The organism is Streptomyces sp. MBT53 (genome assembly GCF_016654115.1).
GTDB lineage: Bacteria > Actinomycetota > Actinomycetes > Streptomycetales > Streptomycetaceae > Streptomyces.
In genome coordinates, this window is record NZ_JAEQAZ010000433.1 from 1 (window position 1) to 1410 (window position 1410).

Consider the following 1410-nt stretch of genomic DNA (forward strand, 5'->3'; position numbering starts at 1 on the left):
CGGAGGCGGAGTGTGATGGTCGCCACCGGTGGGCGGAGGCGTGTGGTGATCCCCACCCGCAGGAGGCGGGGTGTGATGGTCCCCACCGGTAGGCGGAGGCGTGTGATGGTCCCCGCCCGTGGGCGGAGGCGTGTGGTGATCCCCGCCGTGCGGAGGCGGGGGCGTCTCCTCGCAGTCCTCCGGCTTGCCGTGGCCCGTGTCGCCGGAGCCGTAGCCTCCGTGGTCACCCGAGCCGTAACCCCCGTGGTCACCGGAGCCATAGCCCGAGTGATCGCCCGAGCCGTACCCCGGGTGATCGCCGTAGCCATGACCGGAGTGGCCCCCGTAGCCGTACCCCGAGTCACCGCCGTAGCCGTACCCCGAATCGTCGTCCCCGGAGCCGTAGCCCGAGTCGTCGGAGTCGTCGTAGGCCTGCTCGGCCCAGCGGTGGTGGCCGGTGTGTTCGCCGTGCCGGTGCGAATCCTTGCCGCCGGCGCAGGAGTTGCCGAAGGTCGGGTTGAGCCCGGACACGCCGTCGACGGAGTTGCCGCAGGCGTTGACCGGCGCGTCGACCGGGACCGAGAGGCTGTTGCCGGACAGGACGCCCGGCGAATCCTTGGCAGCGCCGGCCGTGTACGTCTCGGCCACGGCGGGGCTGCCGCACAGGGACAGAATGCTTGTCGCGGCGGCAGCCGCGACCATTCCCTTACCCAGGGTCTGTCGCAATCTCGTTGTCTTCCTGCTTGAAGAAGTGGGAAAAAAAGCCGGCCTTGGAACAGGAAAGTGTCCAAGGCCGGCCGTGACACAGCCGGAGCGGCTGGTGCGTTGCGTCGTCAGTCGTTGACGCAGGTGTTGCCGAACGCCGGGTTCAGCAGGCCGATCACGTCGATCGAGTTGCCGCACACGTTGACGGGGATGTGCACGGGAACCTGGACCACGTTGCCCGAGAGGACACCCGGCGAACCGACGGCGGCACCCTCGGCACCGGCGTCGGCGAAGGCCGGGGCGGCCATACCGAGAGCCATGATCGCACCAGCGACAACAGCAGCGCTCTTCTTCATGAACGTTCCCTTCTCTGCGGTCATGCCCTATGACGGCCGAAACCGAGCGAGCACAGCTTGGGCGGCTCGCACCATGACCTGCAGCCTGTGAAACGAGGGATAGACACAGGAAGAAACTCAAGAACGCGTGTCACCTGACAATTCACTCGATCGTCGGCACTGAATTGACGCGTTGGCCGCACCAACGCAGAAACGCTTCTCTTCAAGGGAAGGCAGCGGGCGGACAGTTTTGAAAAACGGCCAGGGCGGCCCGTACGGAAGAATTCCGACGGGCCGCCCTGGCCGCTGCATTGACGGACGATCAGCTGCCGATGGCGCCATTGCCCGACAGCACCGGGATGTTGTCCGCGATGTGCGACAGGGGCTCGTC

General features: G+C 67.0%; 2 protein-coding genes. Both read right to left on the reverse strand.

The genetic code is table 11. From position 1 onward, the window contains the following. A partial coding sequence (locus JHN45_RS54600; protein WP_236585070.1) for a chaplin occupies positions 1–705 on the reverse strand: 705 nt, incomplete at its 3' end. A 107-nt stretch (positions 706–812) separates the two neighbouring features. After that, the gene (gene chpD, locus JHN45_RS51900) at positions 813–1040 is read right to left on the reverse strand and encodes a chaplin ChpD (RefSeq protein ID WP_033284615.1); all 228 of its coding nucleotides are present in this window, start codon (positions 1038–1040) and stop codon (positions 813–815) included. Between the last annotated feature and the right edge of the window lie 370 nt (positions 1041–1410).

What these genes read in the sequence shown, in the direction of transcription:
- chpD (WP_033284615.1), bottom strand. Translation starts at nt 1,040, where the DNA reads ATGAAGAAGAGCGCTGCTGTTGTCGCTGGTGCGATCATGGCTCTCGGT.